Annotated in this window: 27 protein-coding genes and 1 tRNA gene; 16 read left to right on the forward strand and 12 right to left on the reverse strand. The window is 59.0% G+C overall.

Features of this window, described 5'->3' with window-relative positions; genetic code table 11:
* Nucleotides 1–136 precede the first annotated feature (136 nt).
* A complete protein-coding gene (locus AC2FLX_RS12540; protein ID WP_480750488.1) occupies nucleotides 137–721 on the forward strand; it encodes an HNH endonuclease in 585 nt (194 codons plus the stop codon).
* Between the two features lie 8 nt (nucleotides 722–729).
* On the opposite strand, the gene AC2FLX_RS12545 is transcribed toward AC2FLX_RS12540, so the two are convergent.
* Nucleotides 730–1,194, reverse strand: a complete 465-nt coding sequence (locus tag AC2FLX_RS12545; protein WP_496811293.1) for a disulfide bond formation protein B — start codon at nucleotides 1,192–1,194, stop codon at nucleotides 730–732.
* On the reverse strand, nucleotides 1,191–1,769 hold the full coding sequence (locus AC2FLX_RS12550; RefSeq protein WP_480750490.1) for a YqaA family protein: 579 nt from the start codon (nucleotides 1,767–1,769) through the stop codon (nucleotides 1,191–1,193). The genes AC2FLX_RS12545 and AC2FLX_RS12550 overlap by 4 nt, the downstream gene beginning before the upstream one ends.
* 137 nt (nucleotides 1,770–1,906) lie before the next feature.
* On the opposite strand from AC2FLX_RS12550, the gene AC2FLX_RS12555 reads away from it, so the two are divergent.
* A tRNA-Leu gene (locus tag AC2FLX_RS12555) sits at nucleotides 1,907–1,992 on the forward strand.
* Nucleotides 1,993–2,476: 484 nt separating this feature from the next.
* Here the strand turns inward: AC2FLX_RS12555 and AC2FLX_RS12560 are convergent.
* Nucleotides 2,477–2,899 carry a hypothetical protein gene (locus AC2FLX_RS12560; RefSeq protein ID WP_496811294.1) on the reverse strand — a complete coding sequence of 141 codons (423 nt, stop codon included), beginning with the start codon at nucleotides 2,897–2,899 and terminating at the stop codon, nucleotides 2,477–2,479.
* Between the two features lie 200 nt (nucleotides 2,900–3,099).
* On the opposite strand from AC2FLX_RS12560, the gene AC2FLX_RS12565 reads away from it, so the two are divergent.
* A complete protein-coding gene (locus tag AC2FLX_RS12565) occupies nucleotides 3,100–4,731 on the forward strand; it encodes a winged helix-turn-helix domain-containing protein (protein ID WP_496811295.1) in 1,632 nt (543 codons plus the stop codon).
* 130 nt (nucleotides 4,732–4,861) lie between these two features.
* On the opposite strand, the gene AC2FLX_RS12570 is transcribed toward AC2FLX_RS12565, so the two are convergent.
* Nucleotides 4,862–5,605, reverse strand: coding sequence for a methyltransferase domain-containing protein (locus tag AC2FLX_RS12570; RefSeq protein WP_496875438.1), 744 nt, complete (start codon nucleotides 5,603–5,605; stop codon nucleotides 4,862–4,864).
* Between the two features lie 350 nt (nucleotides 5,606–5,955).
* Nucleotides 5,956–7,725 (reverse strand): adenylate/guanylate cyclase domain-containing protein, encoded by a 1,770-nt coding sequence (locus tag AC2FLX_RS12575; RefSeq protein ID WP_496811470.1) that lies wholly within the window; start codon nucleotides 7,723–7,725, stop codon nucleotides 5,956–5,958.
* Nucleotides 7,726–7,947: 222 nt separating this feature from the next.
* Here AC2FLX_RS12575 and AC2FLX_RS12580 point away from each other — a divergent pair, with 222 nt between their 5' ends.
* Complete coding sequence (locus AC2FLX_RS12580; RefSeq protein ID WP_480750495.1) at nucleotides 7,948–8,811, forward strand: proline iminopeptidase-family hydrolase; 864 nt, start codon at nucleotides 7,948–7,950, stop codon at nucleotides 8,809–8,811.
* Nucleotides 8,812–9,013: 202 nt separating this feature from the next.
* Here the strand turns inward: AC2FLX_RS12580 and tyrS are convergent, their stop codons facing one another.
* Nucleotides 9,014–10,267 carry a tyrosine--tRNA ligase gene (tyrS, locus tag AC2FLX_RS12585; protein ID WP_480750496.1) on the reverse strand — a complete coding sequence of 418 codons (1,254 nt, stop codon included), beginning with the start codon at nucleotides 10,265–10,267 and terminating at the stop codon, nucleotides 9,014–9,016.
* 119 nt (nucleotides 10,268–10,386) lie between these two features.
* Between tyrS and AC2FLX_RS12590 the strand changes: the two genes are divergently transcribed.
* On the forward strand, nucleotides 10,387–11,496 hold the full coding sequence (locus AC2FLX_RS12590) for an anhydro-N-acetylmuramic acid kinase (RefSeq protein WP_496875439.1): 1,110 nt from the start codon (nucleotides 10,387–10,389) through the stop codon (nucleotides 11,494–11,496).
* Here the strand turns inward: AC2FLX_RS12590 and AC2FLX_RS12595 are convergent.
* Together AC2FLX_RS12595 and AC2FLX_RS12600 are read right to left on the reverse strand one after the other, a co-directional pair.
* Nucleotides 11,477–12,367 (reverse strand): fatty acid desaturase, encoded by an 891-nt coding sequence (locus tag AC2FLX_RS12595; protein WP_496744414.1) that lies wholly within the window; start codon nucleotides 12,365–12,367, stop codon nucleotides 11,477–11,479. The two genes, AC2FLX_RS12590 and AC2FLX_RS12595, sit on opposite strands and share 20 nt — an antisense overlap.
* Nucleotides 12,368–12,513: 146 nt before the next feature.
* Nucleotides 12,514–12,933 (reverse strand): cupin domain-containing protein, encoded by a 420-nt coding sequence (locus AC2FLX_RS12600; protein WP_480750499.1) that lies wholly within the window; start codon nucleotides 12,931–12,933, stop codon nucleotides 12,514–12,516.
* 87 nt (nucleotides 12,934–13,020) lie between these two features.
* Here AC2FLX_RS12600 and AC2FLX_RS12605 point away from each other — a divergent pair, with 87 nt between their 5' ends.
* Complete coding sequence (locus AC2FLX_RS12605; RefSeq protein WP_480750500.1) at nucleotides 13,021–14,439, forward strand: protein adenylyltransferase SelO; 1,419 nt, start codon at nucleotides 13,021–13,023, stop codon at nucleotides 14,437–14,439.
* 70 nt (nucleotides 14,440–14,509) lie between these two features.
* Complete coding sequence (locus AC2FLX_RS12610) at nucleotides 14,510–15,226, forward strand: endonuclease/exonuclease/phosphatase family protein (RefSeq protein WP_480750594.1); 717 nt, start codon at nucleotides 14,510–14,512, stop codon at nucleotides 15,224–15,226.
* Nucleotides 15,227–15,371: 145 nt separating this feature from the next.
* Here the strand turns inward: AC2FLX_RS12610 and AC2FLX_RS12615 are convergent, their stop codons facing one another.
* Nucleotides 15,372–15,845, reverse strand: a complete 474-nt coding sequence (locus AC2FLX_RS12615) for a nucleoside deaminase (RefSeq protein ID WP_496810127.1) — start codon at nucleotides 15,843–15,845, stop codon at nucleotides 15,372–15,374.
* A gap of 354 nt (nucleotides 15,846–16,199) precedes the next feature.
* Between AC2FLX_RS12615 and AC2FLX_RS12620 the strand changes: the two genes are divergently transcribed.
* The 6 genes from AC2FLX_RS12620 to AC2FLX_RS12645 all read left to right on the forward strand — a co-directional run bounded on the left by AC2FLX_RS12620 (nucleotide 16,200) and on the right by AC2FLX_RS12645 (nucleotide 20,909).
* Nucleotides 16,200–16,613, forward strand: coding sequence for a Fur family transcriptional regulator (locus AC2FLX_RS12620; RefSeq protein ID WP_480750502.1), 414 nt, complete (start codon nucleotides 16,200–16,202; stop codon nucleotides 16,611–16,613).
* Nucleotides 16,614–16,826: 213 nt separating this feature from the next.
* Nucleotides 16,827–17,711, forward strand: coding sequence for a DMT family transporter (locus tag AC2FLX_RS12625; RefSeq protein WP_496810126.1), 885 nt, complete (start codon nucleotides 16,827–16,829; stop codon nucleotides 17,709–17,711).
* Nucleotides 17,712–17,884: 173 nt separating this feature from the next.
* A complete protein-coding gene (gene eno / locus AC2FLX_RS12630; protein WP_496744409.1) occupies nucleotides 17,885–19,159 on the forward strand; it encodes a phosphopyruvate hydratase in 1,275 nt (424 codons plus the stop codon).
* Nucleotides 19,160–19,243: 84 nt separating this feature from the next.
* Nucleotides 19,244–19,930 carry a haloacid dehalogenase type II gene (locus AC2FLX_RS12635; protein ID WP_496810125.1) on the forward strand — a complete coding sequence of 229 codons (687 nt, stop codon included), beginning with the start codon at nucleotides 19,244–19,246 and terminating at the stop codon, nucleotides 19,928–19,930.
* A complete protein-coding gene (locus AC2FLX_RS12640) occupies nucleotides 19,923–20,441 on the forward strand; it encodes a GNAT family N-acetyltransferase (RefSeq protein ID WP_496810124.1) in 519 nt (172 codons plus the stop codon). Before AC2FLX_RS12635 ends, AC2FLX_RS12640 begins: the two co-directional genes overlap by 8 nt.
* A gap of 312 nt (nucleotides 20,442–20,753) precedes the next feature.
* The gene (locus tag AC2FLX_RS12645; RefSeq protein WP_480750507.1) at nucleotides 20,754–20,909 is read left to right on the forward strand and encodes a hypothetical protein; all 156 of its coding nucleotides are present in this window, start codon (nucleotides 20,754–20,756) and stop codon (nucleotides 20,907–20,909) included.
* A gap of 11 nt (nucleotides 20,910–20,920) precedes the next feature.
* Here the strand turns inward: AC2FLX_RS12645 and AC2FLX_RS12650 are convergent, their stop codons facing one another.
* The 3 genes from AC2FLX_RS12650 to mazG all read right to left on the reverse strand — a co-directional run bounded on the left by AC2FLX_RS12650 (nucleotide 20,921) and on the right by mazG (nucleotide 23,238).
* Nucleotides 20,921–21,370: a GNAT family N-acetyltransferase gene (locus tag AC2FLX_RS12650; protein ID WP_496810123.1), complete on the reverse strand. Its 450-nt coding sequence runs from the start codon at nucleotides 21,368–21,370 to the stop codon at nucleotides 20,921–20,923.
* Nucleotides 21,367–22,308, reverse strand: coding sequence for a nucleoside hydrolase (locus AC2FLX_RS12655; RefSeq protein ID WP_496810122.1), 942 nt, complete (start codon nucleotides 22,306–22,308; stop codon nucleotides 21,367–21,369). Before AC2FLX_RS12655 ends, AC2FLX_RS12650 begins: the two co-directional genes overlap by 4 nt.
* A gap of 63 nt (nucleotides 22,309–22,371) precedes the next feature.
* A complete protein-coding gene (mazG, locus tag AC2FLX_RS12660; RefSeq protein ID WP_496810121.1) occupies nucleotides 22,372–23,238 on the reverse strand; it encodes a nucleoside triphosphate pyrophosphohydrolase in 867 nt (288 codons plus the stop codon).
* Nucleotides 23,239–23,304: 66 nt separating this feature from the next.
* Here mazG and AC2FLX_RS12665 point away from each other — a divergent pair, with 66 nt between their 5' ends.
* The 3 genes from AC2FLX_RS12665 to speB (AC2FLX_RS12675) are packed head-to-tail and all read left to right on the forward strand — an operon-like array spanning nucleotide 23,305 to nucleotide 26,427.
* The gene (locus AC2FLX_RS12665) at nucleotides 23,305–24,468 is read left to right on the forward strand and encodes a M20 aminoacylase family protein (RefSeq protein WP_496810120.1); all 1,164 of its coding nucleotides are present in this window, start codon (nucleotides 23,305–23,307) and stop codon (nucleotides 24,466–24,468) included.
* A gap of 52 nt (nucleotides 24,469–24,520) precedes the next feature.
* Nucleotides 24,521–25,483: an agmatinase gene (gene speB / locus AC2FLX_RS12670; RefSeq protein ID WP_480750512.1), complete on the forward strand. Its 963-nt coding sequence runs from the start codon at nucleotides 24,521–24,523 to the stop codon at nucleotides 25,481–25,483.
* Complete coding sequence (speB, locus tag AC2FLX_RS12675; RefSeq protein ID WP_496744393.1) at nucleotides 25,480–26,427, forward strand: agmatinase; 948 nt, start codon at nucleotides 25,480–25,482, stop codon at nucleotides 26,425–26,427. Before speB (AC2FLX_RS12670) ends, speB (AC2FLX_RS12675) begins: the two co-directional genes overlap by 4 nt.
* Nucleotides 26,428–26,430 lie beyond the last annotated feature (3 nt).

A 26,430-nucleotide genomic window follows, 5' to 3' on the forward strand; every position in this document is an offset into this window, starting at 1 on the left:
TTCTTTCTTCGACATATTGTAGAAACTCTGGGCTTGTCAGAGTTTTGACACGATATATAGTCAAGGTAAGGCTGGGGCGGGTGCTCCCCGCTCTGGTGTCACGAACGGGCAGTAGAGAGCGAGGAGCGAGTCTGTGATGGACGGAGACTTCAGGACCGAATTTGTCAGGGAACCCGGTGCGTTGAAACACCATCCGGCGTTGGTTCTGAACGCGGATTATCGGCCTTTATCCTACTATCCCCTGTCACTTTGGCCCTGGCAGGAAGCGATCAAGGCCGCCTGGCTTGACAGGGTGGATATCGTGGCGGAATACGACGAAGTTGTCCGCAGTCCCAGCACAGTGATCCGAATACCGTCGGTGGTTGTGCTGAAAGACTATGTGAAACCTCAAAAGCGCGTGGCCTTCACGCGCTTTAATTTATTTTTGCGCGATGAATTCCGCTGTCAGTATTGCGGTGCAAAAGGGGATCTGACCTTTGATCACGTCGTTCCGCGTGCGGCGGGCGGGGTTACAAGTTGGCAGAATGTGGTAGCTGCCTGCAGTTCATGCAATCTGCGCAAAGGGTCGAAATCGCTCAAACGCGCCGGGATGACATTGCGCAAGCCGCCGCGCCAGCCACAGGCCGAAGAGTTGCGAAATATCGGGCGCAAGTTCCCTCCCAACCACCTGCACGACAGCTGGATGGATTTTCTGTATTGGGATGCAGAACTGGAAGCCTGAAATTGGCGCTATCTGGCGCGGGCGGCTGCAAGCCAGATTGCGGCCAGCCCCATTGAGACAACCGCGTTCCAGCTGGCCATGGATAGCCCAAACAATTCCCACGGCACTTCGTCGCAACGTACCAGTGGCGCCGCCATGATTTGCTCCATCAACTGTTCAGCCGACAGGCCGCCGATGTCTCCGGATGTGCAGGTTGTCGGACCTTCCCACCAACCGCGTTCAACCCCGGTGTGATAAAGCCCGATAACAGCTGTCGTCAGTGCGGCGAACGCACCTGCATAAGGTAAGGAGCGAAGCGAGGGCAGGGCGAGCGCCACGCCGCCAATCAAAAAAGCTGCTCCATGAGGATAGCGCTGCCAGATGCATAGCTTACAGGGAGCCATGCCGCCGAGATGCTGAAACCCCCACGCCCCCAAAAGCATCGCCGCGGACCCGAGTGCGGCTAAGATGATAAGGTTTTTTTTGTTGGTCATAGGTATCTCACCAGCATGAAACCACCGATCAGAAGCACGATAAACAATGTGAAAACCAGACCGAGCCTTTTTTCGATGAAATCTCGGATTGGCTCACCAAAACCCCACAACAGCCCTGCAAGCACAAAGAACCGAAGCGCGCGGGCTAGGATCGAAGTTGCAATGAAAGTTCCAAGTGGCATTCCTGTCCAGCCTGACATGATGGTGATGACTTTGTAGGGGAATGGGGTCACACCCGCAGTCAACACCGCCCAAAAACCGAAATCGTTGAAGCGGGTGTTGAACTCCTCCATCGCCTGAGCCTTGCCCATGGCCTGCAATATTGGCTGGCCGACGCTGTCATAAAAGAAGGCGCCAATGGCATAGCCCAGCAATCCACCAAGAACCGACGCGACCAGGGCGACCGAGGCAATCAGCCAGGCTCGTGAGGGGCGGGCCAGAATCATCGGAATCATCAGCACGTCAGGCGGGATCGGAAAAACCGAGCTTTCTATGAAAGCAACCGCGGCAAGCGCCCACATGGCGTGCGGATGTTCCGCCAGACGAATTGTCCGGTCATAAAGAGAGCGCAGCATCGGGTTTCCGTTTCCACCAATCAATCTCGACTGCAGGGCAAATCATGCGGATCGCGAGCCGTCAACATCTGCAATAGGCAATTGCTGATTTTTGCCTCTGGACCTTCCTCAATTCGGACGCTAATCCAGTGTTCGTGGCCCAAGTGGCGGAATGGTAGACGCAGGGGATTCAAAATCCCCCGCCTTTGCGGGCGTGCCGGTTCGAGTCCGGCCTTGGGTACCATGAAAAGGGGCGCTTCCGAATTGCATCGGAGGAGCCCCTTTTTTTCTTTTGTAAATAAGGGTTTAGTTGTGCTGGTAGTGGCCGCGTCAGCGGCTTGAATCGCCCTGCAAGAAACTCGTCTTAAAGGCGACGCTTGTGATCTTGAAACGTTTTCTCGGACATTCAAAGCCTGCGTTTTTGAGATTGCGCGCGAGTAAACCGTGCCTCAGATAGGCAATTCTCATGCGGCCATATCGAGGGGCTGGACGTCTTCCAGCCCTTCGAAAAAGTGTGCGTAAACTTCCAGCGTGACAGACGGCGTGTGGTGAGTGGAATTATCTTCATCAATCGCATCGGGTTCGGGTGGCGAATCCCGCTGGATCAGTGCAAGGGAATTTCTTGCAGGGTTCGCTCGGACCAATGCGGGATGAGAAAGGTCGTTTGCAGGACCTGCATGCCAGTTTCTAGAAAAATCAGATCAATTTGAGGTTTTCTTGTGTAAGGGCTAGGGACTGGCCCGTGCATTCAACAACCTTTCGGCAAGCTTTTGTTTTTGCCATTTCAGATAGAGCAGATAGCTGAGCCGGTTGGTCTCGGAGCGCTGGATCGGGGACATCGCCTCAAAGTCTTCCAGCGAGATATTCGGCAGAAATGAAAGCTTGAATTCGAGGTATTTCGTCGCGCAACCATGCGCCTCGATTGGGGACAGCACAGTTCTGGTGGCTTTGTTAGCGCAACGGAAGTAGGCCTGAGCCTTATCGCGTGAAGGCACCTCGACCGCGATGCCCGGTGCGCATTCGGTCTTGGTGTAACTGCCGAAACCTGGGGAGTGGCTGCGGCGCGGCGCCGAATTCAGGGACAGTGCTGCGGCGAATGCGATGATGGCGCAGGATGGTACGATTGCGGTAACGGGCAGAGAATCCAGCATCTGTCGTACTTTCGCGGGTTATCTAGGAATGGCATCCAGTCTCGGGGCAGCCGACGCCGGGGGGCAAACGAAATTCCATGAAACCTCATGAAATCAACGGACCCTGAGAGCGCGGGTGTGAACAGGAATAGTGAAAAGACGGGATTTTCGGTGTAATATCACTTCATGCGTCCGGCCTGACAGGAAGGAGCAAGACCCGAGTGAGGTACGTTTTCAGCGAATTCGAAATGGACTTGATGCGCCGTCAACTCTTTAGCGGCGGTCGTAAGGTTTCTCTGCGTCCAAAAAGCTTCGATGTTCTGGCCTTCCTGGTGCGGAGTGCCGGGAAGCCGGTGGAAAGACAGGCGCTTTTGAATGCCGTCTGGCCCGACACTATCGCGTCGGCCGATACGCTGGCCCACAGCATCTGCGATATTCGAGACGCGCTTGGTGACGTGGGTAAGCAGCTTGTGCTGACAATTCCCGGCAAGGGCTATCAGCTGGCAGCCCCCGTCGTGGTGGCCGAAGAGCCGCAAAAGGAATCAGTCAGGTTACAGCACAGGGGAAACAGCAGGTTTCCCGTGATACTGGGAGTACTGGTTGTTCTGGCGGTCATCGCTGCTTTGATGATCCGCAAGTCACCCACTCGAGAGGAAGTTGTACTTCTTGCTGACCCGCCTTCGATCGCTGTCATTCCTTTCAGGAACCTGTCCGGAGACCCCGAAATCGAGCCGTTCGTGGCTGGACTCAGCTCGGATGTCAACGTGGCACTGTCGCGGGTTCCGGAACTGCTGACCATCGCGGAAAACACGGCGGCGCGGTACCGGAACCGGGAAATTGACATTGCGGCTATCGCTGCTGAACTGGGGGTCAGCCATGTCATGACCGGATCGGTACAGCGCGACGGGTCTTCTTTGCGAATCTTTGTCGAGGTTTCTTCGGGCCAGGATGCGTCTACTGTTTGGTCGAGACGGTATGACCGGAACCTGTCGCATTTTCTTGAACTGCAGGATGACATCGTACGTAATGTTCTTGTCGGCTTGCAGATCGAACTGACGCATGGCGATACTGCCGGATATCTCAGTGGCGGAACCAGAGACATCGAGGCGTGGCTGACCAATTTCGAAGCACTGTCGGAAGGCTTCAAGTTTCGCGAAGACAGCAACTTGCGCGCACGACATTTGTATGAAACGGCGGCGCAGCTGGATCCGAATTGGGCCGAACCGCTTGCCGGGCAGGCTTGGACCTATCGTGAAGCATTGCGGCGCGGCTGGTCGCATGACCCGGAGGGAGACAGAAAGAAGTGGCTTAACCTCGCGGAAGCCTGCGCCGAACTGGACCCGGCGAAACACAGCTGTTTCATACAGCTTGGCAACTATTACATCGAGAACGGGCAGGTGGAGCAGGGGCTGGAGCTGAGAGAAATCGCGCTGAAACTCGCGCCCAGCGATCTGTCGGCCCTGTCCGGCCTGGCATGGCAACTGATCCTTGTCGGTGATGTTTCTCGGGGGCTTGAGCTGTTGCAGAGGGCCAAGAAGGTTAGCCCGATCCATCCGCCCTGGCTGCTTGCGACCGAGGCCTATGGCTACCAGATGGTTGGAGAGTTCGACAAAGCCGTCGAGCTGTTCCGGGAGGCGCTGGATCGGGGTGATTTTCCAGACTGGCACGCGAGGCTGGCGGCGGTTTATGTCGAATTGGATGACATGGAAAACGCGAGGCTGCATGGCAGGACATTTGTCGAGAAAAGCCCAGGCAGGACGGTTTCTGACCTGACGAAAATCCTGACGATTCAGGATGCCGAACGCACAGAACACTATTCCGATCTGCTGAGACGGGCAGGGGTTCCGGATTGACAGGGTCTGTTTGCGCGGAGAAGTGCTGGAAAATCGACGGAGACGTTGAGTTCGCAGCGCATAGGAGCATTGTTTTGTCTGTTGGAGAGCTTCGTCGTCTCCAGGTGCCTGGCAGCATCATTGGTCGGACCTAACTCGGCTTGAATCCTGTCACAACGAATTGAGGGGACACCAACAGGTAGGTTCCTCTGTCGAGAGCTCTTTCGATCTGTTCGACAACTTGCTTGATTGAGCCGGCGTCCAGAATTCGGCTTTCCATTGCATATTTGGCCATGTTGTGAACCATACCCAACAGACGGCCATTTACGTCTGCGTTCGCGAAAACCGAAATCTTAATATCGTGAAACCCCGCCTCCGCAAATGTCCGGTACAGCTTTCTGCCCATGTCCGAATTCCGGCAGGCAAAAGACGCAGACTTGACGAAGGCCCGCCACAGATCGTGCTCGACCGGCTCGGCGACCATCATGTACCAATCGCCGTCGATGGCGTGGGTCAGGCCGCCAGGTCTAAGTGCGCGGCGAAACTCCCGCAGGGTTTCAACCGGTTCGTCAACATACATGAGAGTATTGCGGGCGGTTACCCGGTCCAGGGAATTGTCGGCAAGCGGAAGCGTGATCCCGTCGCTATGATGCGTGTGCAGGCGATCGGCGACACCAGCTTGGGTGGCGTTTCGTCTAGCAATTTCAAGAAAGTCGGAGTTGATGTCTATGGCGTGGACCTGGCCCTCATCGCCCACCCGTCGGGCCAATTCTACGGCGATTTTGCCCGGGCCACATCCAAAGTCGGCTACGATTTGGCCTGTTGAAATACCTGCCGGCGCGTAGAGTGTTTCGGCTGCGTTGTCCCATTGGAAGCCGGATTTGTATGCCGACATCCGGTCCTGCTCAATGTGGCGCCAATGCGCTTTGTAGAAAGGCTCACTTGTCAATTTGCAGTTCCTGATTGCAGGACAAGACAATGCCTAGCACGATCAGAGAGCAATGTCTGTCTTGACGGCCAATCGAACACAGATCACAGCCCGTCTGGTACCCAGAATTTCGCTACAGCGTGGCGTTTTTCTCCCGACCTCTGTTTGATCGGCCGAAACCCTTTCTTGGGTCACGGGAACTGTGGCAATGAGATCGGTCAAACCTCTCGTGCCGGTAAGGTTGGCAAGGTCGGGAGGCGGCTTTGGAGCCGTGAGCGGGCGTTTCGTTTGTCGAAAACCGCAATTGCCGTACGAGGTTACCGAATTTCCAGCAAATCCGCCTTTGCCAAACCTTGCAAGACCATCTCTTCGTGGGACGAGTCAGATAAAGACAGTCGTGCCAGCCGGGTTTTGATGGAAAATGACGGGTCAATGGCCTGCAGTTCCTTCCAAATCGCACGCGCTTGGTCGAGTTCGCCAAGGTGCCCCAATGCGGAGGCCAACCAGGCGCGTCCGATATCGGTGTCTTTCACGAGGAAAACACGTTCTCGCAACAGCACCGCAGCGGTTTCGAAGTTGCCTTTCAGGAAATGCGCCATGGCCAGAAACTGCAGGTATTGATGGCGAAATGACGGATCAAGCCGGATAGCGCGCTCAAGATGGTCGATCGCGCCTTCTAGCTTGCCCTGAGCCAGCTCAATTTCGCCCCTAGTGAACCAGCCCAAAGAATAATCGGAGCTTTTCGACATCGCCTTGTCAAGCAGTTCACTCGCTAGGTCCAGCTTTCCCTGCCAGCGCGCGATGACCGCAAAAGCGTGATTGGTCCACAGCCCGTCTGGCCTGATTTTCAAACCTTGTTGGGCAAATACCTCGGCCCTACGCATCGCTTCTTCGGAAGAGGTGCCAGACCAGTGGTTATGGAAATCCAACACATGCATTATTGCGAGAATGGCATGTGCGTCTGCATAATCCGGATCACGGGAAATTGCCCGTTCGCCATAAAAGACCGCCTGCTTCCAGCCGTCAGCGTTCATACCGGGAAAGAACAGAAAACCGCGCATGCGCATGAAGTCTTCGTGGGCCTCTATGTTGGCCGTGCCGACATCTGTGATGTTGGCACGCTCGGTGGAGGTCAGCGAAACCTTTAACGCCTTAACGATTTCAAGCGTCACCTCGTCTTGTACCGCAAAAATGTCGGTCAGGTCCCGGTCGTAGCGATCTGCCCAGACGTGACTTCCGTCTCTGGCATCAATCAGCTGCGCATTGATGCGGACACGTTGCCCGGCCTTCCTAACGCTGCCTTCCAGAACATGGGTAACACCCAGTTCCTGTCCAATGATGCGCAAATCAACGGGCTTTCCCTTGTAGGCAAAGCTAGAATTGCGTGCGATCACCGTCAAACCGGAGACCTTGGACAGATCGGTGATGATGTCTTCACTGATCCCGTCCGAAAAATACTCCTGTTCTGGGTCGCCGGACATGTTGTCCAGAGGCAGGACGGCGATGGAATGGGGTGCGTCGCGAGAGGATGAAGAATTGCGTTGCTTTGCAGGCTGTGCGTCAGTGGCATTCTGCGGATGCCAATGGAACACCCGCAGGGGACGGTCGATATTCTTTACTGAGACAATTCCGCCGTCCTGAAAGGCCATTCCCAAGCGGTCGCCGACGCTTTCCTGTACGACCGAGGAAATGCATATGCCCCCTGGTCGGGCCAGTTGTTCCAGCCTGCTGGCAACATTCACACCATCGCCAAAAATATCGTCGTCCTGAAAGATTATGTCGCCCAGATTGATTCCGATCCTCAGGGTGATGCCCGAGGTGTCATCCAGACCTGCCATCGTTTCCTGAATGTCTTTGCCACATTGCACGGCATCCAGAACACTCAGGAACTCCACGAGGGCACCATCACCCATGAGTTTCACCACGCGTCCGTTGTTGCGGGACACAATCGGAGCGAAAACGATCTTCCGGTGCTGATTGAGTGCGCCCAGAGTCCTTGACTCGTCTTCGGCCATCAGCCGGGAATACCCGACTATGTCCGCGGCAAGGATGGCGGAAAGGCGACGAGGCTGCAAAACGTCGGTCATGACAAAGTCGTATGGCAGTTCTCCACCGCGGTCTAGCCGGGTCTTCTTTCAAACCCGCTTTTCCCGGTTGAAAAGCCAAGGCGTTGCCTTGTCTCTCGTGAACAGCGCTGGATTGAGCTCTGCCCTTTCGTCGTGTCGTTTCCCTGACAAGCATGTTTCGAGTAAAATGAAACCCCAAGGCTGTGGATACTAGCCGAGCATCCGACAAGGGGGAGAATTGCTGTGGAGCGCAGGATTGACCTGAATAATGGCCAAAAGGTCTGGACTAAGACGGTAGGCAGCGGCCCCGGCTTACCGCTATTGCTGCTACATGGCGGGCCCGGGGCCGGGCATGACTATCTCGAACCGCTTGAGGCGCTTGGAGCTGACCGTCCGGTGATTTTCTACGATCAGCTTGGCTGTGGGAAATCGGACAAGCCGAACAACCCCGCGCTATGGACCATTGAACGCTTTTCGGATGAGGTTCAGGAAGTGCGCGATGCCCTTGACTTGGGGCGCTGCCATATACTTGGACAAAGCTGGGGCGGTTGGCTGGGCATTGAATACCTGCTGCGTCACCCGCCGGGTCTGGCCAGTATGGTCCTGGCGTCGACCTCGGCCTCGATTCCGCAGTTTTCGGCGGAATGTGACCGCCTGATTGCGGAACTGCCAGACAAGCACCGAAAGGCACTGCAATACCACGGGCCGCGCGGTGAGTTCGAACATGAGGCCTATGCCGCGGCCGAACAGGTGTTTTATGGCAACCATGTTTGCCGTTTGGAGGAGTGGCCGGACTGCCTTATGCGCTCGGTAGAGAACCTGCACCACAATCAGGTCTACGAGACAATCAACGGCCCGAACGAGTTCACCACCATCGGCAACCTGCGTTACTGGAACCGCATTCCGGATCTCGGTCAGATCAAAATCCCGTGCCTGATCACCTGTGGCCGCCATGACGAACTTGGTCCGAACTGTGCTGAAACCTTGCAAAAAGGCATTCCCAACGCTGAAATGGTGATCTTTGAAGCTTCGGCACATGTGGCGCACATCGAGGAAACGGAAGCCTACATCAGATGCGTGTCGGAGTTTCTGAAACAGCACGATTGATTTGCTGTTTCCCTTAAAAGGAGCGCATGAAAGCCAAAGCGACGATATGAAAAGCGAAGGACCGCGGTCACTGATAGCCATAGCTCGCGGAGAGTATTTTTAGTTTATTGAAGGCTATGCTCGGCCAATGGGCGCATTCCGCCGCTTGGACGCTGCTTTGAATTTTTTTCAAGCAGCGCCAAGCTTGATTCCTGCGGGTCTTCTATCCCAATTGCACCAGCGCATGGCGTTTCTTGCCTGCGCTCAACTTGATCGGCGAGGCTAGGGCGCCTGCGTCGATCATCAGGCCTGCGTCGGTCAGCGGCGTGTCATCGAGGCGGGCGCCGTTTTCGGCGATCAGGCGCTTGGCCTCTTTGCCCGATTTGGCGAGCCCCGATTTGACAATGATCTGCACGATGGACATTCCGTCACCCAACTCTTCGGCGCTGAGGGTGAGGGTTGGCAGGTCGTCGCCCACACCGCCCTTCTCGAACACCTCGCGCGCGGTCGCCTCGGCGGTTGCGGCGGCTTCAGCCCCGTGGCAGAGCGTAGTGACCTCGTTGGCGAGGATGATCTTGGCTTCGTTGATGTCCGAGCCTGCCAGCACACCCAAGCGGGCGCATTCCTCGACCGGCAGCTCGGTGTAAAGCTTGAGAAAGCGGCCTACGTCGGCATCGGTGGTGTTGCGCCAGAACTGCCAGAATTCGTAAGGCGAACGCATGTCGGCGTTGAGCCAGACTGCACCGTCCTGGGACTTGCCCATCTTCTTGCCGTCCGAGGTGGTTAGCAACGGCGAAGTGAGGCCATAGACCTCATGGTCGATCACCCGGCGGGTCAGGTCGATGCCGTTGACGATATTGCCCCACTGATCCGAACCGCCCATTTGCAGGATGCAGCCGTAACGGCGGTTCAACTCCATGAAGTCATAGGCCTGGAGGATCATGTAGTTGAATTCCAGGAAGCTGAGCGATTGTTCGCGGTCGAGGCGGGATTTCACGCTCTCGAAGCTAAGCATCCGGTTTACGCTGAAATGCCGCCCGATATCGCGCAGGAAATCGAGATAGTTCAGGTCGTCCAGCCACTCGGCATTGTTGAGCATCAGCGCGGCGTTTTCGGCGCCGCTGTCATAGTCGATATAGGCGGCAAAGACCTTGCGGATGCCAGCGATATTGCCGTCAATCTGGTCCGGCGTGAGTAGCGGGCGTTCATCGGCGCGAAAGGATGGGTCACCCACCTTGGTGGTGCCGCCGCCCATCAGTGTGATCGGCTTGTGCCCGGTCTTTTGCAGCCAGCGCAGCATCATGATCTGGATCAGGCTGCCCACGTGAAGCGACTTGGCGGTGGCGTCAAAGCCGATATAGCCCGGCTGGCATCCCTTGATCAGCGCCTCGTCGAGACCCTGGTAATCGGTGCAGTCGGCGAGAAAGCCGCGCTCCATCATCACCGCGATGAAATCCGATTTGGGATGGTAGGTCATGTCTTGCCTCGGGTTGGAATTGCGGGGCAACTTATAGAGAGCAATCCGGAAAGTGGAAACCGGTTTTCGGGGCAAAATGCGTGCGTATTCGGGGCTTCGTCAATCGAAAGGAAAAGGCCATGAGCAGGGCCATCAGCAAGACAGGGCCGGTGCGGGCGCTGGGGGCGATGTCGGGAACGTCGATGGACGGGATCGACGTGGCCGTGGTCGAAACCGACGGGCACCAGATCAAAGCGTTCGGGCGAAGCGGATACAGGGCCTATACCCCGGACGAACGCGTCGTTTTGCGCGCCGCGATGGGTCAGTGGAAGGGCGACGATGTCGAGGCGGCGGAAATGCTGGTGACTTTGCTGCATGCCGAGGCGTTGGCCGGGTTCGCAGATGTCGCTCTGGTGGGGTTTCACGGCCAGACACTGGTGCATGATCCGCAGGGCAAGGGCACCTTGCAGGTGGGTGACGGAGCTGCGCTTGCCGAAAGACTGGGAGTGCCGGTGGTGTGGGATTTCCGCTCGGACGATGTGGCGATGGGTGGCGAGGGCGCGCCGCTGGCGCCGTTCTTTCATTTCGCCTGCGCCAAATGGTTCGACGCTGGCCAGCCCTTGTGTTTTCTCAATCTCGGCGGGGTCGGCAACCTGACCTATGTGGACCCGTCCTTTGCCCGACCCGAGGAGAAGGGCGCGCTGTTGGCCTTTGATACCGGGCCCGCAAATGCGCCGGTTGATGACCTGATGCAGGCGCGATTCGGTCTGGCAATGGACCGCGATGGCGCGGTAGCGTGCAAAGGGACGGTCGAAGAAGGCATTCTGGAGCGGGCCCTGGCCGAGCCCTTCTTTGCCCGCATTCCACCCAAGTCGCTTGATCGCAACGATTTCGCTCGGATGGCGGCGCTGGTCGACCCCCTGGCCGACGCTGATGCGGTGGCAACACTGACGGCGTTGTGTGCGGCGAGCGTGGCGCAGGGGATGGACCATTGCCCGAAACCGCCGGCGCGCGTTCTGGTCACCGGCGGCGGGCGGCACAACCCGGTATTGATGCAGATGCTGCGAGTGTCGATAGATTGCCCGGTTGAACCGGTTGAGGCGGTGGGGCTGAATGGCGACATGCTCGAGGCGCAGGCTTTTGCCTATCTGGCGGTGCGTGTGGCGCGGGGGCTGCCGACCTCCTGTCCGGGCACGACCGGTGTCAAGGCGCTGGTGGGGGGCGGGATTGTCAGCGTTCCAGAGCACTGAGGTAGTCGGAAGTGAACTCTCCGTACCCGTGCGAGGTCGAAGTCAGATGTGTCCGCGTGAAGGTGTGAAAGGCGGGCAACTGGTGAAACGGCACATTCGGAAAGGCATGGTGCTCGGCATGATAGGGCATGTTCCAGGCCAGGAACCGAACGATCCGGTTGGTGAAAGTGGTGCGCGAGTTTTCCAGCATGTTGGAGACGGCCGGGCATAGCCCGTGTTCGGCCAGCAGGTAGGCGCGCAAAAACGGTTGACCCACCAGAACCGGCAGAACCCAGAGCCACAGGAGCACAGGAGAGGTCAGAAGGCTGAGCGCTGCCAGCGCATAGAGCACCAGTAGACCCTGCGCCTCGTGCCGCATTGCCGGGTGTCGGCGTTGCGGCAAATAGGGCGCGTCGATCCGGCCGATGGCGTTCTGCACCAGCACTTTGGCCATGCCCGTCCAATAAAACCAGCCGCTGAGATAGACGATTAGGCTGCCGCGGCTACGGGGCCGTGGTCTGCCAGCCAGTTCCGGATCCCGGTCGGGATCGTTGGTCCATTTATGATGGGCCAGATGAAAATAGCGAAACCAGGTGAAGGGCAAGGCGATGAGCAATCCCGCCGCATGCCCAACCGCCTCGTTCATCCAATCGGTGCGAAATGGCGTTTTGTGGGTGCATTCGTGGCTGAGCGTGAAGAGAAACACCAGCAACAGGCCCTGCGGAAGAATCAGCAACGGCCAAAGCGGAACCTGCAAGAATATACCTGCCGTCGTCACAGCCAGAGCCGTAAGATAGAGCGCCAGATGCCTCAACCCGGCCCGGTCCGAGCGTTGCTGCAGCGCCGCTTTGGTTTCGGCGGGAAGGGAAGAGATCAGGTCGCTATGGTCCATGGCTCATAGTCGCAATGCGGAGGGCTCGGTCAAGTACGTCATTTCGCCAAGGGCGCTGCCCCTCTTGCCCTTCGGGTAAAAAACCCCGGGGAGTTTGAGGGACTGCGTCCCTCATAAATATAAGAATAAAAGCGCGCCAAAGGCGCTCAATTTGACGGGATGTCGAAACCGGGTGCGGCGAGTTCGAAGCCGCTGAATTCAAAGCCGGGTGAAACGGTGCAACTGACCAGTGTGAAATCGCCAGTGCTGCGGGCTGCCTGCCAGTGGTTTTCGGGTACGATCAGTTGCGGTGCTCCGTTTGTCAGGTCAGGGGTCAGCAGGTGGTCGGTAGCGGGGCCTGTTTCGGTGGCGCTTACAGACAGGGTCAGCGGTGCACCCGCGTGGTAGAGCCAGATTTCCGTCGCGTCGACCTTGTGCCAGTGGCTGCGTTCGCCGACCTGGAGCAGAAAGTAGATGCAGGTGCCAGTTGCGCGGCCGGGATTTCCGGCGCGCCAGGTTTCGCGGAACCAGCCGCCCTCGGGATGGCGTTGCAGGTTCAGGCGGTCGATGATCTCGTGCGCGGTCATTGAGACTCCGTGGTATTTTGCGCGATTATGCCGGGGGTTGATCGCTGAGGCTATGGCAATTCCGTGCGCGAAGCATATGTTCGGGCCATGACCCTGACGATCCCCTTCGACAACACCTATGCCCGTTTGCCTGGCAGTTTTTATGCGCGGCTGGCGCCGCAACGGGTGCGCGCGCCACGGTTGATTGCTTTCAACGAAGATCTGGCGCGGATCATGGGCATTGTGCCTGGTGAGGTCGACGAAATGGCGCAGGCCTTTGCCGGCAACGTTCTGCCCGAAGGGGCAGAGCCGCTGGCGCAGCTCTATTCCGGGCATCAGTTCGGGCATTACAATCCGCAACTGGGCGACGGGCGCGCCTTGTTGCTGGGTGAGACGGTCGGAGCCGACGGGGTGCGCCGTGACATTCAGCTGAAGGGATCGGGCCGAACGCCGTTTTCGCGGCAGGGCGACGGGCGGGCGTGGCTGGGGCCGGTGCTGCGCGAATACGTAGTGTCCGAGGCGATGCACAACCTGGGCATTGCGACCACGCGGGCGTTGGCTGCGGTCGAGACCGGAGAGGTGGTGCTGCGCGAAGGGCCGATGCCCGGCGCAGTGTTGACGCGGGTGGCACGGAGCCACCTTCGCGTGGGGACGTTTCAGGTGTTTGCCGCGCGTGGCGATATCAACGGTTTGAGGCGGCTAACCGATTATACCATTGCACGGCATTACCCTCAGGTAGAGGGGCCGATGGGATTGCTGCGCGCTGTTCGGGACGCGCAGGCGCGGTTGATCGCACAATGGATGAGCGTAGGGTTCATTCACGGGGTGATGAACACCGATAATTGCTCGATCGCCGGGGAAACCATAGACTATGGTCCCTGCGCGTTCATGGACAGCTATCATCCCAACACGGTTTACAGTTCGATCGATCGGACAGGGCGCTATGCCTATGCCAATCAGCCCGATATCGCCGTATGGAACATGGCGCAACTTGCCACCGCGTTGATACAGCAGATGGAGGACCGGGAGGTGGCGGTGGAGGAGGCGACGGAGATCGTCCACGATATGCCTGGGGCGATCGAGGGAAACTGGCTGCGGCTGTTCCGTGCCAAGGTTGGGCTTGCGACGGAAGAGGCAGGGGATATGGAACTGATCGGAGATCTGCTGACAAGGATGGCACAGAACCAGGCGGATTTCACAAATACATTCCGGGCGTTGGGGACTACTGTGGCGCGGGACCAGTTCGCCGATCCGACGGCCTATGACACCTGGATCAAGACATGGGGCGCGCGCGTAGAGAGAGAGGAAGGCGTGGCGAATCGGTTGGTGGAGGCCAATCCGGCCTTCATTCCGCGCAACCACCGGATCGAGCAGATGATCGAAGCGGCGGTGCGGGGTGATTGCGCGCCGTTCCATCGCCTGAACGATGTGTTATCGCGCCCTTATCAGGATCAGCCCGAGAACCGGGACCTCACCCGTCCGCCGACCGAGAGCGAAGTAGTGCATGCGACGTTCTGCGGAACCTGACATGCGGGGTGGGGTTGCGCATTGCGGTGACGGCGGCGATGCTCAGGGCATTCTGCCGGTCCGAGAGACAATGACCAAAACCGCGACCCTTCGCATTGCGAGTTACAACATCCAGAAATGTGTGGGCCTCGATCTGCGCCGCCAGCCGCAGCGCATCCTTAAGGTGCTGGACAGGCTGGGGGCCGATATCGTGGTGTTGCAGGAGGCCGACAAGCGCCTACCACCTCGTCCCGCCGCGCTGCCGCATTTCATGCTGGAAGAGGCCGGTTGGCAGGTAGCCGATCTGGGCGGCGCGGGCAGCCTGGGATGGCATGGAAATGCGGTGATCTGGCGCGGCGCGGGTATCACCGTGCATCGGACCGGCCATCACGATCTGCCGGGTCTGGAGCCGCGCGGCGCGGTGCGGGTGGAGTTCGAGACCTCGATTGGCCCTTTGAGGGTGCTTGGCATGCATCTGGGTCTGATGTCGCGATGGCGGCACCGGCAGGTGGTACACATGCGCCAGGACAGCCACAGGCTGGAGGCGATGCCGACTGTCTGGGCGGGCGATTTCAACGAATGGTCGCGCCACCCGGTACTAGATCATCTGGTTCCGGACATGCGCTTTCTGCCACCTATACCAAGCTTCCCGGCCGCGCAGCCGCTGGGGGCGCTGGACCGGATCGCGCTGGGTCCGGGGCTGGAGGCAAGGGCGCACGGGGTCTGTTCCGACCGGCCCGCGCACATCGCTTCGGACCATTTGCCGGTCTGGGCGGATCTGGGTGTTGCGCGCCCAGGGTCGTCTTGAATCCGCCGGTCTCCGGAGATTCTGACGTGATCGTCAAGGCTGAATGCGTGAAGTTCGTCAGCGTTGGATCGTGTGGACCCATCTCTGGTTGGAATGGCCCATTGGTTTCCCGGGTATTCTTGCCGTTTCCGAAGCTCCGCTCATGCTACCAGAAACCCTTGTGCCCTTCGGCAACCTCGTCCTCGATTTCGGAGTAGGGGCCACGGGTTTCCACAAGGCGCTGGCCCGCGGTGAATACCGCCTCGCAGGGCAAGTCCAACGTCAGGTTTTCGGGATTGTTGCCAGTCAATACCGCCAGACGCTTTTCGGTCATGCCATAGACGACTGTGCCAATCCCTGCCCAATAACAGGCCCCGGCGCACATGCAGCAAGGTTCGACCGATGTGTATAATGTGCATTTTTCAAGGAATTCCGGATCGTATTGACGGCTCGCTTTGCGTGCGACATTCAATTCGGCGTGCCCGACCCCCTTGTCATCCCCATAGCTGTTGCCGGAGCGGATGAGGATTTCACCGTGCGGGTCGACCAATGTTGCGCCGAACGGATGATTGCCTGAAGCGCGGCTTTGCTTTGCTATCCGGATTGTCTCGCGCAAATGCCGAAGATCGCGTTCCTTCATGTCGCCCTCCTGACGGTTGAAATCACCAAGTTCAAACAACTCTTCTTGTGACATTATCAGTGTTTGCGCGCATTTGAGCGTGCTTTCATATTCGTTGTGTGGAGACTTTCGAAAGGTTCCTTGTCAAAGTTCAGAATCCTAGTCGACGCAGGCTCGTAATTGGAGTTCGTACTTTTCAATCACGGCGCGACAGCCGGTGTGCCGGATCCATCTTGACGGCAGGCCTTGTGGTCAAACTGATCAGGCTAGGCAACCAATGTTGACGTCTTCCTGCGCCGGTGTGCCGCAAAACCCGGTGGCAGTACGGGCGCGAACGTATTATGACGGAACTCCAAAGACCGATGGGGACTGGTAATGTCGGACACGATCATCGCCCGATGCGAGGCCAAGGGCCTGCGTATGACCGGCCAGCGCCGGATCATTGCCCGAGTGCTGGAGGACAGCGACGATCATCCGGATGTGGAAGAGCTTTACGCCCGCGCCTCGGCGCTTGACTCGGGGATCTCGATCGCCACGGTCTATCGCACTGTAAAGCTGTTCGAGGAGTCCGGAATTCTGGATCGGCTGGAATTCGGCGATGGACGGGCGAGGTACGAGGATGCCGAGCGTGACCATCATGATCATCTGATCGACCTGAATTCGGGTGAGGTGATCGAGTTCGTCGATCCCGAGATCGAGGTGCTGCAGGAAAAGATCGCGGCCCGGCTGGGGTACAGGCTCAAGGGGCACAAGCTGGAACTATACGGGGTGCCGGTCAAGAAATCCTGACGGCGAAGGGCGCTGCCCCCCCTCTTGCCCTGCGGCAATTCACCCCAGGGTATTTCAAACCAGAAAGAAGCAGGTGCGCATCACGGATTGCGATGGTGTGCGTCACGTCTTTTGATGGCGCGCGCCGGGATTTTGCTTGCCGGGATAGCGATCTTGGGGTTTGGGTGGCGGTGTCACCGGGCAGGTTGGTCGCCCGGCTTTCAGGGAACGCGCATGAACAACGTCAACGGCATCTTGCTGGTCGTGGCCTCGATGGCCTTTTTTACGCTTGAGGACATGTTCATCAAGCAGTTGTCGGGCGCGGTGCCGACTGGGCAGATCATGATCGTGTTGGGTGTCTTTTGTTCGACTGCCTTTCTGGTTATGGCGTTCGTGGGGCGCAAAAGGGTGTTTCTGCGCGAGGCCTGGGCGCCTCTTCCACTTGTTCGGGCGGCCTCGGAAGCGGTGGGGGCATTATTCTTCATCACCGCCTTGTCGCTGGTCGACCTGTCGACGGTGGCGGCAGTTTTCCAGGCCCTGCCACTGACGATTACGATGGGTGCGGCATTATTCATGGGCGAGCAGGTGGGCTGGCGTCGCTGGTCTGCTATTTTTGTCGGACTTATCGGCGTGCTGATGATCATCCGCCCCGGTTTCGAGGGGTTCGAGCCCGAATCCCTGTTTGTCGTGGCCACTGTCGTCGCCATTGCCGCGCGTGATCTGATTACACGGGTGATCGATGCGAAGGTGCCCTCGGTCGTGGTAGCTTCTCAGGCTTATTTGGGGCTGATCTTTGCTGGTGTGGCGCTGATGCTGTTCTCGGGGCAGTCCGTGGCGCCGTTGGAGAGCGTGCAGATCGGGCCGTATTTCGGCGCCGTCGTCTTTGGGGTGCTGGGCTATTATGGCATCGTCAGCGCAATGAGGATCGGAGAGGCCTCGGCAGTCACGCCGTTTCGGTACACCCGGCTGGTATTCTCCATTCTGGCAGGCATGCTGGTGTTCGGAGAGCAGCCTGATGCCTGGACGCTGGCCGGGGCGTCTCTGATCATCCTGTCCGGGCTTTATACTTTTTTCCGCGAACGCAAACTGGCACGCAAAATGGCATTGGCGGCGGTCTGAACTGCGGCTTGCTGTCTCAGATCCGGAACGCTCCTGAAGATGTTGGCGCAAACAGTGAAATGTTAGCCCTAAACCACGGGAAATTGGAGCGTTAGCGATAACGGAGGCGGTTTACAATCTGCCCGGCAGTGCTATGACGCTGACAACTCTAGCCATCGTCAGGAACCGATTTCATGAGCACCATCATCGATATTCACGCGCGCGAAATTCTCGACAGCCGGGGCAATCCAACCGTTGAGGTGGACGTGATCCTGGAAGACGGCACCATGGGCCGCGCCGCCGTGCCTTCGGGCGCGTCGACCGGAGCTTATGAAGCGGTGGAAAAGCGTGATGGCGACAAGGCACGTTACTTGGGCAAGGGCGTGCTGGAGGCAGTCGCGGCCGTCAATGGCGAGATTGCCGAGGAACTGGTCGGCTTTGATGCCACCGAACAGGTGGCGATCGACAGTGCGATGATTGAGCTGGACGGTACCGAGAACAAGGGCCGTCTGGGCGCCAATGCGATTTTGGGTGTTTCGCTTGCGGTGGCGAAGGCGGCCGCCGATTTCACCACCCAGCCGCTTTACCGCTATGTGGGCGGCTCATCGGCCCGCGTTCTGCCGGTGCCGATGATGAATATCATCAATGGCGGCGAGCATGCCGACAACCCTATCGACATTCAGGAATTCATGATCATGCCGGTGAGCGCGGGCAATATCCGTGACGCTGTACGCATGGGATCGGAAGTATTCCACACGTTGAAGAAAGAGTTGTCGACCGCCGGGCTGGCGACTGGCGTAGGCGACGAAGGAGGATTTGCCCCCAATATCGCTTCGACCCGCGAGGCGCTGGATTTCATTCTCAAGTCCATTGAAAAGGCCGGGTACAAGCCCGGCGAGGAAATCTATCTGGCGCTGGATTGTGCCGCGACCGAGTATTTCAAGGATGGAAAATACGTGCTGTCGGGTGAAGGCAAGACCCTGTCGAGCGAGGAGAACGTGGCCTATCTGGCGGCCTTGGTGCAGGACTATCCGATTATTTCGATCGAGGACGGGATGTCGGAGGATGACTGGGATGGTTGGAAGGCACTGACCGACGAATTGGGCGGCAAGGTGCAGCTGGTGGGGGACGATCTGTTCGTGACCAATCCGGCGCGCCTGGCCGAAGGGATCGCGAAGGGCTGCGCCAATTCGATGCTGGTGAAGGTGAACCAGATCGGGTCGCTGACCGAGACGCTGAAAGCGGTCGATATGGCGCATCGCGCACGGTACACCAACGTGATGAGCCACCGTTCGGGCGAGACCGAGGACGCCACCATTGCAGATCTGGCTGTCGCCACAAACTGCGGCCAGATCAAGACCGGTTCGCTGGCGCGATCGGACCGGCTGGCCAAGTACAACCAGCTTATCCGGATTGAGGAAAGCCTGGGCGAGGTGGCTGAATACGCTGGGCGGTCGATTCTGCGCTGAGGCGCTTGGATCGGCTGGAAAGTTCTGGCCAGCCGTTCATTTCAGGGTACTCTGGCCGGGTCGTTCGATAGGGATGGCCCGATCATGATTCAGGCATTGATCTTTGACGTATTCGGCACGTGCGTGGACTGGCGCAAGTCGGTCGCGCGCGAGGTGGCCGAGCATGTGCCGCAGGTGGACGCCGCAGCGTTCGCGACGGCGTGGCGGGCGGAATATGATTCAGCGATGGCCCGAGTTCGGCGAGGCGCTCGGGGATATGTACCGCTGGACGACCTGCATCTGGAAAATCTGATGCGCGTGTGTGGTGCGATGGGGGTCCATTTGGTGAAGCCGCTGGCGCTGAACGCGGCGTGGGAAAGGCTCGACCCTTGGCCGGATGTGGTTGAGGGGCTTCAGCTGTTGCAGCGGGACCGGATAATCGCGCCTTGTTCCAACGGCTCGATTGCGCTGATGACGCGGTTGGCACGCTATGCCGGGTTGCCGTGGGATTGTATTCTGGGGGCCGATCTGGCGCGGGACTACAAACCCAAGGCGGAGGTCTATCTGAAGAGTTGCTCCGCGCTGCGACTGCCGCCCGAACGGGTAATGATGGTGGCGGCACATAACAGCGATCTGCATGCGGCCCGGACAGCGGGACTGTTGACCGGGTTCGTGCCGCGCCCGACCGAGCATGGGGTGGGACAGGTCACCGACCTGGAGCCTGACAACGACTGGGACATCGTGGCGGCCGATTTCATCGATCTGGCCGAACAGGTGCGGGTGCATGGATAGGCGGGTTTTGTCGGTATCGCTGGCGGAGGGCGACCGGGATCTGGCCGCGATCCGGCTGCTTTGCCGAGACTATCGTACGCTGCTTGACGAACGCTGGTCGGATGTGCCGGCCTTTCTGGATCGATACTGTAACGAACAGACCTTCGAGAACCTGTTGCGGCGGCTGCCTGAACTGCATGCACGCCCAAAGGGGGCGCTGTTCGTGGCACGGTTGCAGGACCGTGTCGTGGGATGCGCGATGACGCATGCGGTCGGGGCAGGAGTCTGCGAGATAAAGAGGGTGTACGTATCGGACGTGGCGCGCGGTCACGGTGCGGGTCTGGCCTTGTTCGAAGCGGCGATGAATCAGGCGCGCGAGGATGGCTATGTGCGGATGGTGCTGGACACGACCACGCGGCTGACCGAGGCGATTGCCCTTTATCGTAAGCTGGATTTTGTGGAAGTGGAGCCATTCTATACCCCGGACGCGGATCTGGAGGAGCACCTGATGTTCTTTGGGCGAGAGCTTTGAGCGGGATGCGACATCAAGGCAGGGTCTATTTCCTTGGAAGTGTTCACGGATTTCTCGCGAAAACTTGAATATGTGTGAACGAGGCTACATCTTTTTCGAATAGGGTCCGCTTTGATGGAGCCAGATCTTGGAAAGGGAAAACGATGTCTTTCAGAAAAGGAACTCTTGTTCTGACAGTGATCTCCCTGGGAGTTCTGGCGGCCTGCACAGGGGAAAGCAGTTACAATACCTGTTGCACCTATTACGGGGGGCGCTGAGCGGGCAGCGCGATTTGACCAGCCCGCAGGGGTTCAGTTTCAGAAGGGGAAGGCAATGACGTTGAACAGGCAGTTTTTGGTTCTTGCGGTGATGGCAATGGCGGTTCTGTCGGCGTGCACCGAACCGGATACATACCCGGTGACCGGTGAAAAGGCGTCGGCGAATGATTGGGTGAGAGAGGACTTTGGCAGCGCTTATTACGGGCGCTGAGGGAGGACCGGTCAGAGCTTGCGGCTCATCAGCATGTAGGTTTCTCGCGGAGTGAAGCCGGTGCGGCGGTAAAGCCCCTGGGCTTTTTCATCGTGACGGTCGACTTCGAGATGCAGGGCTCTGAGGCCACCGGCGGCAAGCGCCTTGGGCAGTTCCAGCAGCACCTCGGTAGCGATGCCGCGTCCGCGCACGGCGGGGCGGATATAGATCTCATCGACGAACCCGTCCATGCCGCCAAACTCGACCGACCAGCCGAAGGTGATGATGATGTAGCCCAGTGGCGCGCGCGTCGGGCCGATCAGGTAGACGCAACCGTGCGGTATGCCCTGAAGCAGCGGCATCAGGGCAGTGCGGCGGTCTTTGTCGTCGCCTTGCAGGCCCATTTCGGCGTGGAAGGCAGAGACCAGCCCCATCAGCCGGTCGACGTCATCGGGACGGGCGAGGCGGAGTGCTGCGGTCATAACCGGGCCAGTCGTTCGGTGAGCAGGTGAAAGAAGCCTTCGGCATCGAGATCGCCCATGAAGGTGGCATTGGGCGCGCGGTCGGTCACGCCCCACCAGTCGGCCACGGTCATGCCGCGGGTCAGATCGGATTGGGTTTCAATCTCGACGTTGATATAGCGGCCTGTGAACAGCTCGGGCCGGATCAGCCAGGCGGTAACGCAGGGATCGTGCAGCGGCGCGCCGGAGGAGCCGTATTTTTCCTTGTCGAACCGTTCGAAGAAATCGGTCATCTCGGCCACGGCAATGCCGACCGGGGTGGAGAGCGCCCGGAAGGCGTCGTTGCGTGGCTTGGTGACCAGTGCCTTGTGAGTTACATCAAGTGGCATGACGACGATCGGAGCGCCGGATTTAAAAACGATATCAGCTGCTTCGGGATCGACGTAAATGTTGAATTCCGCCGCCGGGGTGATGTTGCCGACCTCGAAATAGGCACCCCCCATCAGCACGATTTCCTGTACCCGATTCACGATGTCTGGGGCTTTTTCAAAGGCGGTAGCGATATTTGTAAGCGGACCCAACGGACAAAGCGTGACGGTCCCTGGCGCGTGCGCTCTTAAGGTATCGATGATGAAATCGACGGCATGACCTTCGACCAAGGGCATTTTCGGGTCGGGCAGGTCGGGGCCGTCGAGGCCGGTCTTGCCATGCACATGCTCGGCGGTGACCAGCGTGTGTTTCAGTGGCCGGTCACAGCCCGCATAGACCGGAACCTGGGGCTGTCCTGCCAGTTCGCAGATGATGCGGGCGTTCTTGGCGGTCAGCGAAAGCGGCACGTTCCCGGCAACGGCGGTGAGGCCAAGCACATCGATCTCGTCTGGGCTGGCCAGCGCCAAGAGGATGGCGACGGCGTCGTCCTGGCCCGGATCGGTGTCGATGATGATCTTGCGCGGGGTCATGAAGCCTCTCTGAGGTTCGGAAAACCGGACAGTCGCAAGCAGGGCCTGCCTTGTCCAGCAGGTTTATGCCTTGCGGCGTTCCTGGGCGGGTTCGGCCCGCGGGAGTTTGCCGTTTTCGGCGTGTTCGGCATGTTTGACCTCGTCCCAGAGCGCGTCCATCTCGATGAGCGTGCTTTGTTGCGGGGTCTTGCCGCGTTCGGCCAGTCGCGCTTCGACCTTCGCGAAGCGGCGGGTGAACTTGGCGTTGGTGCGGCGCAGGGCGGCTTCGGGTTCGATGCCCAGATGACGGCCCAGATTGACCATCACGAACAGCAGATCGCCGAATTCGTCCTCGAGCGCGTCTGCATCCATGCTGTCGCGGGCCTCTTCAAGTTCGGCCGCCTCTTCGGTGATCTTGGCCAGCACGTGGCTGGCGTCGGGCCAGTCGAAACCGACGCGGGCCGCGCGTTTCTGCAGCTTGTAGGCGCGCAAAAGGGCGGGCAGGTTGGAGGCGACGCCGTCCAGCGCGCCTTTCTGTTCCTTGCCTGCGCGCTCTGCGGCCTTGATCGCCTCCCAGTCGCGGGTCTGCTCTTCGGCGGACTTGTCACGAGATTCGTTGCCAAAGACATGCGGGTGGCGATCGACCATCTTGTCGGACATGGTGCGCACCACATCCTGAAAGTTGAAATGTCCGGCCTCTTCGGCCATGCGAGCATGAAACACCGACTGGAACAGCAGGTCGCCCAATTCGCCTTTCAACTCGTCCCAGGCTTCGCGCTCGATGGCGTCGGCGACCTCATAGGCTTCTTCGATGGTATAGGGGGCGATGGTGGCGAAATCCTGCTCGATATCCCACGGGCAACCAGTTTTGGGATCGCGCAGGCGGCGCATGATTTCGACCAGCCGTTCGATCCCGGCGTCCGGGTCATGGATCAGCGGATTATCAGCCATTGCGAACCCCTTCGTTCCAGTGTCAGATGCATCCATCTCGCAGCTTGGATCAGGAGTCCACCCTTTATGCCTGTCGTGAACCGTATTGCAGAGTTTGCCGCTGACATGGCCGAATGGCGCAGGTACCTGCACGCCAACCCGGAACTGGGATTGGATTGCCATGAAACGGCGGCGTTCGTGGTCGAGCGTTTGCGCGAGTTTGGAGTGGACGAAATCCATGAAGGCATTGCGCGCACCGGGGTGGTGGCAATCATCAACGGGGCCGAGCCGGGGCCGACCATTGGGCTGCGCGCCGATATGGATGCGCTGCCGATCATCGAGGAGACAGGGCTGGACTATGCCTCGAAAACCTCCGGCAAGATGCATGCCTGTGGTCATGACGGGCACACGGCTATGCTTTTGGGGGCCGCACGTTATCTGGCTGAGACGCGCAGGTTCTCAGGTCGTGCCGCACTGATCTTTCAGCCAGCCGAAGAGGCGGGAGGTGGTGCGGGTGTGATGGTCGATGAAGGCATCATGGACCGGTTCGACATTTCCGAGGTCTATGCTTTGCATAACGCGCCCGGAAACGAGGTCGGGTCATTCTATACCACACCCGGCCCGATCATGGCGGCCGTTGACACTTTTCACATCCATGTCAAGGGCAGGGGCGGGCACGGTGCGATGCCGCACGAGACCCGCGACCCGGTGATGGCGGCCTGCGGCATCGCTCAGGCGATACAGACGATCGTGAGTCGCAACAATTATGCACTGGACGATCTGGTGGTTTCGGTCACACAGATCCACACGGGCACCGTTGATAACGTGATCCCCGAGACCGCCTATATCAACGGCACCGTACGGACTTTTGACCCGAAAGTGCAGAAGATGGTGATGGAGCGGATGGCGCAGATCGTGCAGGGGCAGGCGGTCAGCTATGGGGTCGCGGCCGAGCTGGACTATGAAGTGGGTTACCCCGCGACCATCAACGATGAGGACAAGACATTGTTTGCCGCTGAAATCGCGCGCGAGATTGCCGGTTACGGGCGCGTAGTATCGCATGGCGAGCGTGAGATGGGGGCCGAGGATTTCTCCTACATGCTTCAGGCTCGGCCTGGGGCGTATCTGTTCCTGGGGCAGGGTGACAGCGCAGGCCTGCATCATCCGAAATACAACTTCAACGACGAGATCGCGCCGGTGGGTGCGTCTTTCTTTGCGAGGATCGTGGAGAGGGCGCTGCCGGTGGCTTGACGTTTTCGTGCGTCGCCATCCCGCCGGGAACCAAGGCAAGGACCAGCAATCAATGGCACTGGAAGATTCAAAAACTCAGGTGGATGAAGCGTTCACCAATCCGGAACTCAAGGGGTTGTCCTTTGAAAACACGTTTGGCGGGGCGACATCGTTCCTGCGGCGGCTTTACACCAAGAACCTGAAAGGGGTCGATATTGCCGTCACAGGCATCCCGTTCGACCAGGCGGTGACCAACCGGCCCGGTACACGGCTGGGGCCGCGCGCCATTCGCGAGGCGAGTTCGCTGCAATCGCCCGATGAACCCTATGGCTGGCCGTTCAATGCGCTGAGCGAGCTGGCCATCGTGGACTATGGCGACATGGCTTATGACTATGCCAATATCCCGGCCTTTCCCGACACTCTAACCGATCATATCCGAACCATTCTGGCGGCGGATGTGGCCTCGGTCGCGCTTGGGGGGGATCACTATATCAGCTTTCCGATCCTAAATGCATACGCGGAAAAATTTGGCCCGATGTCATTGCTGCAATTCGATGCGCATACCGACACCTGGGCCGACGATGACATGAACCGGGTGGACCATGGCACCATGTTCTACAAGGCGGTGAAATCCGGGATCGTGGACCCCACGCGCTCGGTTCAGGTGGGGATACGCACCACCAACGAGGACACGCTGGGCGTCAATATCATCGATGCCCGCGAGGTCTATGAGGCCGGACCTGCGGCTGTGGCACAGAAGATCAAGGGTATTCTGGGCGACAATCCGGTTTATCTGAGCTTCGATATCGACGGGCTGGACCCGGCCTATGCCCCCGGCACCGGTACGCCGGTCTGGGGCGGGTTGAGTTCGATACAGGCGCAGATCATCCTGCGCGACATTGCCGGGATCAACATCAAGGGCGGGGATGTGGTCGAGGTCTCGCCGCCATATGACACCTCGGGCGCGACGGCGATTGCGGGTGCGCATATCGCGACGCAAATCATCTGCCTGCTGGGGTGGAACAAGTTGAGATGAGCACGTTCAACCAACCGATCAGCGGTAACGATCTGGCGCGGTTTTCCGGGCCAAATACCTTCATGCGATTGCCGCAGGTGGCATCGCCTGAGGGATTGGATGTGGCAGTGCTGGGGGTGCCGATGGATATCGGTACCTCGTGGCGGTCGGGCACTCGGTTCGGACCGAAACAGATCCGGGCCGAAAGCGCGATGATCAGGCCCTATAATATGGCGACCGGGGCTGCGCCCTTTGGCAGTCTGCAGATCGCCGATATCGGGGATCTTGCGATCAACACGTTTTCGCTGGCCGAGAGCCTGAAGATCATCAAGACAAGCTATGACGGCATCCTTGCCAGCGGCGTGATACCGGTGGCGATGGGGGGTGATCATTCGATCACATTGCCGATCCTGCGCGCGATTGCCGCCAGGCACGGGCCAGTGGCGCTGGTGCATGTGGATGCCCATGCGGATGTGAATGACGAGATGTTCGGCGAGCGCGAGACCCACGGCACTGTGTTCCGCCGCGCATATGAGGAAGGTCTGATCGTGCCCGAGTTGACCTATCAGATAGGCATTCGCGGTTCGGGATATGCAGCCAGCGATTTCACCGAGGTGCAGGGGTGGGGCTTCAACCATTTCCCGGCGTGGGAATTGTGGCACCAGAGCCTTGCGCCCCTTGGCTCGCGGATCCGCGATGAGATCGGTGATCGACCGGTCTATGTCACCTATGACATCGACAGCCTCGATCCGGCCTATGCGCCCGGCACCGGCACACCCGAGATCGGCGGGCTGACGACGCCGCAGGCGCTGGAGCTGATCCATGCGCTGAAGGGGCTGAACATCGTCGGCTGCGACCTGGTTGAGGTGTCGCCGCCCTATGATCCGTCGGGGAATACCGCGTTGACCGGGGCCAACTTGCTGTATGAGCTGATCTGCATCCTGCCCGGTGTGGCCTCGCGCTAGTCA

It is taken from the genome of Ruegeria sp. YKSF57 (assembly GCF_059612585.1).